The sequence below is a fragment of the Nonomuraea sp. NPDC005650 genome (assembly GCF_040605375.1).
Classification (GTDB): domain Bacteria; phylum Actinomycetota; class Actinomycetes; order Streptosporangiales; family Streptosporangiaceae; genus Nonomuraea.
In genome coordinates, this window is the sequence record NZ_JBEXCR010000114.1 from 1 (window position 1) to 5,241 (window position 5,241).

Annotated in this window: 5 protein-coding genes; 3 read left to right on the forward strand and 2 right to left on the reverse strand. The window is 64.0% G+C overall.

Annotated features, from left to right (window positions below; all coding sequences use genetic code 11):
• Positions 1–1,402 precede the first annotated feature (1,402 nt).
• The 3 genes from ABZS69_RS66775 to ABZS69_RS66785 all read left to right on the forward strand — a co-directional run bounded on the left by ABZS69_RS66775 (position 1,403) and on the right by ABZS69_RS66785 (position 3,078).
• The gene (locus tag ABZS69_RS66775; protein WP_355395526.1) at positions 1,403–2,026 is read left to right on the forward strand and encodes a hypothetical protein; all 624 of its coding nucleotides are present in this window, start codon (positions 1,403–1,405) and stop codon (positions 2,024–2,026) included.
• A gap of 193 nt (positions 2,027–2,219) precedes the next feature.
• Positions 2,220–2,426, forward strand: a complete 207-nt coding sequence (locus tag ABZS69_RS66780; RefSeq protein ID WP_355395529.1) for a hypothetical protein — start codon at positions 2,220–2,222, stop codon at positions 2,424–2,426.
• 226 nt (positions 2,427–2,652) lie between these two features.
• Entirely contained in the window at positions 2,653–3,078 is a 426-nt protein-coding gene (locus ABZS69_RS66785; RefSeq protein ID WP_355395532.1) for a DUF4259 domain-containing protein, read from the forward strand.
• A 229-nt stretch (positions 3,079–3,307) separates the two neighbouring features.
• Here ABZS69_RS66785 and ABZS69_RS66790 read toward each other — a convergent pair whose 3' ends face one another.
• A complete protein-coding gene (locus ABZS69_RS66790; RefSeq protein ID WP_355395535.1) occupies positions 3,308–3,565 on the reverse strand; it encodes an inositol monophosphatase family protein in 258 nt (85 codons plus the stop codon).
• Positions 3,562–4,125, reverse strand: coding sequence for a DUF4303 domain-containing protein (locus ABZS69_RS66795; protein ID WP_355395538.1), 564 nt, complete (start codon positions 4,123–4,125; stop codon positions 3,562–3,564). Before ABZS69_RS66795 ends, ABZS69_RS66790 begins: the two co-directional genes overlap by 4 nt.
• Between the last annotated feature and the right edge of the window lie 1,116 nt (positions 4,126–5,241).

A 5,241-nucleotide genomic window follows, 5' to 3' on the forward strand; every position in this document is an offset into this window, starting at 1 on the left:
AGCGACCGACTCGACACCCGAGACGGCCGCCGCCTAAGATCCACTCACGGCACCTACCTCGTTGAGCCTTTTACACCGCTCCGAGGACGCGACCAGGTATGGCGGCAGTCGTGCTCATCACGGGAAACCACTACGTCCTCGACATCGCCGGAAGCGCCGTGTTACTGGCCGTCTCCATCGCTGTCGCATCAGTGTGGGGCCACCTCGCCGAACGCCGGCGTGCTGGGGATTGAGCGCCTACAGACATACCCGCGATGCGCGCGGGCCTGGTGGAGGTCCGGGCTCTCGCCCCGAAGCCGATGGAACTGTCGTACGGCAGGGCGCGCTTCGGTGGTCGGCACGCGGCCGATCCCGCAGACTGCGCTGACCTGCTCGACGAGACCGCAGGGAACGACAATCCGCCTGGCCTGCTGGCCCCGTCGGATGACCGGGAATGCTAATGGCACGTAGAGATCAATAACCCCAGACAAGATCAAAGCTCAGGTACCGAATCCAGCGGTCTGCCTGGGCTTTCGCTACGAGAACGGGTGACGGAAATCGAACCCGCGCTGCCGGCTCGGGAACTCTTTCAAGATCATGGCCTCTGCGCAGGAGAAAACGCTGACCTGGGCAGATGCCGGTCGAGTGACCGTGAGTCTCCGTGATTCCCCACTGGTCGCCGTGCGAACGGGCACACTGAACGCTTCCACTGCGACCTGGTCAGCTGTCACCCACCCTCGGACACGCCTGCTTCGCCTCGGACGTGGACAATGCGATCAGGCGTCCCGAGGGCAGCGGTACGGACTCTGCCCTCGATCAGACCCTGGCCCGTGTCTGCGAACAGAAACCTATGCGCGTAGACCTGCCGAAACCGGAGCCAGTCGTAGCGAACGACCGGACGCCTCCAGATGGTTTCGAACCAGTCGGCCGTGCTCGCTGCCAACTCCGCAGGACTACCAGACCCTGTGAAGGCGAGGGGCGTGGGTTCGGCGGGGAAGGTCAGCAACTGGTTGTGGAGCTGGTCGCCGCGAATCCTGGATCCATCGAGGTAAGCACCTACCGTCATAAGGCTGAGGTGCAATCCGGGGGCCGGCAGATCCGCGTAGACAAGGAGCTTGCCGAAGGATGTCTCTCCCCGTTGGGGGCGATACCCGTAAGCAACATAGCCCGGAAGCAGTACCTCAGCATCATGAGGTGTCAGCGACCACGACGCCGCGCATTCTCTCAACGCGTCAATGAAAGCAGCCTGGACCTCATCGGGCTCGTCATCATCGTCAAGTGGAAACCATCGGTTCTCGGCCACAGGGCACTCTAGACCAGAGCGTGTCCGTCCGACCGTCTGGCCATGGCTTCATTCTCCTGCGAGAGGACGTTCCGGCACACGATCAAAAGGAAACGATCTAAACATGTCTAACCTGTCGGCGTGGGCACTGACATCTACGGCTACATCGAGGCTCGCCACCCGCGCGCTGACGAGGACTGGTACGACTGGGATGCATGGGCGGTGTCCATGCCTCTCTACCCGCTCTATGACGGCCGTGACTATGAGTCGTTCGGCTGCCTCTTCGGTGTTCGTAACCGGCTCGGCTGGACCCCAGTCGCGGCCGGCCGTGGTCTGCCTGCCGACGCGTCGGAGCCTGTTCGTACTGACTATGAGGACAGCGCCCGAATCGATGCCGCCATACATGGCTGTACGTGGGTTTCATGGGCGGAGCTGCGTGATCTGGATATGACTGTTCGTCCCGCCGCCAGGGGCGTGCTTGATGTTCAGTCAAGACAGAACTCGTCGATCAGCCGGTATCGGGTTGATGACCAGTGGCCCGAGGATGTTGTGAAGGAGTACGGCACGCCACCGTTGGGTGCCTCGCCCGTCGAAGCTCCGATGGGTCGCTGGGAGGTTTCTGGAGCGACGCTCGAGTATGGCCCGGTGACGCGACTGGACGCGCTGGGACCGGGCACCGGGTGGGAACACGTCTTCGGAGTGATGCAGGCGTTGGCGCTGCGGTTCGGGCCTGAGGGCGTGCGATTGGTCGCCTGGTTCGACTGATGGCACTGTGGAGGCCGCGTCGACCGGGCCGGTAGCGAATGACCGTGATTGACCCCTCTTCATCGGGGTTAATGGCACGGCGATCATGCAGTCACCCAGGTAGTACGCTCCTGCCATACTCACCACGCGGTGGCCTGACGACTTCGACGATTATGCCTGGGAGGTCGGGGTCAAAGGCTGGTTTGAGGGCGTCATGGTGGAGTGGAACGGCCGCCACATCCGGCCGGTGTTCTACGACCCCGTACGGCTCGGCCAAGAGATCGCCGATACCTTCGCCCGAGGTGAGGCGTACTTCCGGGAGCCCAATCTGATCGTGGTCCAGGCCACTACTCGGGACCATATGCAGGCCGCTGTTGAGGGTCTGTCCGATGAGGAGCTGGAGCAGTTGGTAGCCGAATGAGGGCTGTGGAAGGTGAGGCGCGGTGCGTGTTGAGCAGCTGGCGGCTGTGTGGATCCATAGCGATGAGCTGACTCCGAGGAGATCAGCTTCCACCTCAGCCACCTATGGTCCTCCGTCCCGCGCGGCCGTCATCCCGGAGCCGGGGCGTCCCCGCCGGAGGTGTCAGTCCTGGCCTGTACGTTAATGCCGCGTTGGCACGCGATCCCCAAATGAGGAGTGGAGCGGCATGGGAGCTTGGGACAGCGGTCCTTTCGACAACGACACGGCCGCCGACTGGTGCGGCGAGTTACACGATGCCGATCCCGGAGACCGGGCGGGCATGGTCCGGCAGGCGCTGCTTGGCGCAGCGACGTCTGGGGGCTGCCTGGACTCGGACGACGGGTGTGAAGCGATGGCGGCGATAGCTATCGTTGCGGCTGAGCGCTGTGGGGGGCCGTCGGTCACTTCGGTATACGCGCCGGACTTCCTGCTGGACGGGGGCAAGATCGGATTTTCCGATGACCTTGTGCCGATCGCGCTGCATGCGCTTGATCGTGTCCTCTCTGAGGATTCCGAACTCTGGCAGCTATGGAAAGAGGCCGATGGCGGCCGATCGTTGCTGGCTGAGGCCGAACCCGTGCGTGCTGCGCTTCTCCGAGGCGCTGTTGGCTGAGCGGCCATCCTGGCGGAGGTTACGGAGGCAGTCTGCGGCGGCGGGCCGTTGGTCGGCGAGTGGGCTAGGTGCAGCAGGATGCGCGATACGGTGGCGGCCCGGGGCGCCACCGGCTGGGACCGACCCCCAGGCCGCACGCCCGCACGCCCGCACGCCCGTACGGCGGGCGGCGGGCGGCGGAAGGTCGGGTACGGCGGTGCGGCGCACCACCGCTTGATACCTACAAGAGCTATTCGGCAGTGCGCTGGCTATGTATTGCGGCCTCGCGAGCCTCGGCGATGAGCTCCACGAGGTCGGCTATGAGCTTGGGGCTTGCGGCGATGGTCGCGCGGGCGGTCATGCTGTGCGGACTGCCGTCGAGATCGAGCACTGTGGCCCCGGCTTCGCAGGCGATGACGACGCCTGCGGCGGTGTCCCACGGGTTGTTGCTGAGCATGAAGTTGGCGTCGATCTTGCCTGAGGGACGCCGAGTCGGCCAGGGGCTCAAGTCTCCTCGAGTTGCCGCAGATACTCGGCCAGTTCGGGGACTGTCGGCAGCATGTGCGGGTCGACGCTCTTCCGGATCAGACCGGCCTCCTCATCCCCGCGTTGCCCTTCGAGGATGACGACGACGAACCCGGGCGGAAGCGAGGCGTGGATGTCGCCCCGGTGCGCTGTCGTGGTGATGGCTTTGCAGACGTTGGCCATCGCGGTGTCGTGCGCCGCCTCGAGCGCGTTCAACGCCGCATCCTGTTCGGTCTCGGTGGCAGCGGGTGCCAGATACTCCTCAGTGAGACGCTGATACCACGGTGACATCGCATCGCTCGTGGCGTCCAGGACGTCCCACCGCCACTCCGGCGGGGTGAACCGCGTCGAGTACCCATAGTTCTCGTGTACCGCTGCCTCAGTGTTGGCGGCCAGGGCAGGCGGGAGGATCTGGACGCCGTCCATGTAGAAGAGATGAAAGGCCGCGCCGTACAGCCGCTCGCCTGGACACGCCGCTGCAAGGTCACTCAGGACGCGACATCCGCTGTCATGCCATGCCTTCTCGAAGGCGCCCCAGTCCATCGCCGCATGCTAGCGCGGATCTTTCAGCCCCGGCCGTCTGGATGTCGAGGGGCTTCTCTGGCCGACATTGATGAAAGGGCACATAGCGGGTGCCAAAGATCGAACACGGCAACCCCGGCTCGCGGTGAATAGCAGGGCTCTCCGAGAGCGGGTGACGGGAATCGAACCCGCGCTGTCGGCTTGGGAACTCTTTCAAGATCATGGCCCCTGAGCAGGGGAAATGCTGACCTGGCCGTATGCCGGTCGAGTAACCGTGAGTCCCCGCGACTTCCCCGCCGTCGCCAACCGAACGGGCACGGGTTGCCCGACCCGCTGGTCAGAAATCCGCACCGACGTTTTTCTTGGCTTCTGAGGGAGCAGTAGTGCGAAAATTGATCTATGCGGTACTTCAGTGCGACGGGCTGAACTGCGATCTTCACCGGGACGGAGACTGAGACCGGACGCATGCGACCGGTGGAGGCATGGGATTCGGCTTCTGGGGTGGCGCTTGTCGCGGATCCCCAAAGGGGTGCGCTGCGCCCCGTCACCGACTGGCCGGACTTCTCCCACCTGGAACAGGGAGAGCGCATTGCGAGCGTCATCCCAGGGGGTGGATGGCGTGCTCACTGGAACGAGGGGGACGACGGCACGCCGGTGACTGAGGCGGTGCTTGCTTGGCTGATCCATACTGATGGTGGAGCCACTCCCATCAGCGTTGGACCTGATGGCGACGTTGACACAGCGGAGTTGGCCGATCGTATTCTCGCGCCCGGACAGGATCTGGACTGAGTTGATTGCAGCAAGAGGCTCGGGCCTGGACCTGTGATCCTGAGCTGACCTTCTTGCTTGGAACGGGTGACGGGGAAAGAAACCCGCGCTGTCAGCTTGGGAACTGCACGGATCGCGGCACGTGAGGGCTCTGAGCTGGGCGAAAACCCGATCGCGAGTGACCGTGATTGACCCCTCGTTACCCCCTCTTAATGGCACGACGATCAAGGGTGGCCTCGGCGTGCGTAGCTCACTCGTCGTAGAGGAAGCTGCGTGTCAACGGCCATGAGGATCCCCAGGTAGGTGGACTTGGGTTCTCTCAGCTGGTGGCCACCAGAAATCCATGCTGATGGCCGGGGTGGTCCTGAT

Coding starts and splice junctions, on each gene's coding strand:
- ABZS69_RS66785 (WP_355395532.1), top strand. CDS start 2,653: ATGGGAGCTTGGGACAGCGGTCCTTTCGACAACGACACGGCCGCCGAC.
- ABZS69_RS66780 (WP_355395529.1), top strand. CDS start 2,220: ATGGTGGAGTGGAACGGCCGCCACATCCGGCCGGTGTTCTACGACCCC.
- ABZS69_RS66795 (WP_355395538.1), bottom strand. CDS start 4,125: ATGGACTGGGGCGCCTTCGAGAAGGCATGGCATGACAGCGGATGTCGC.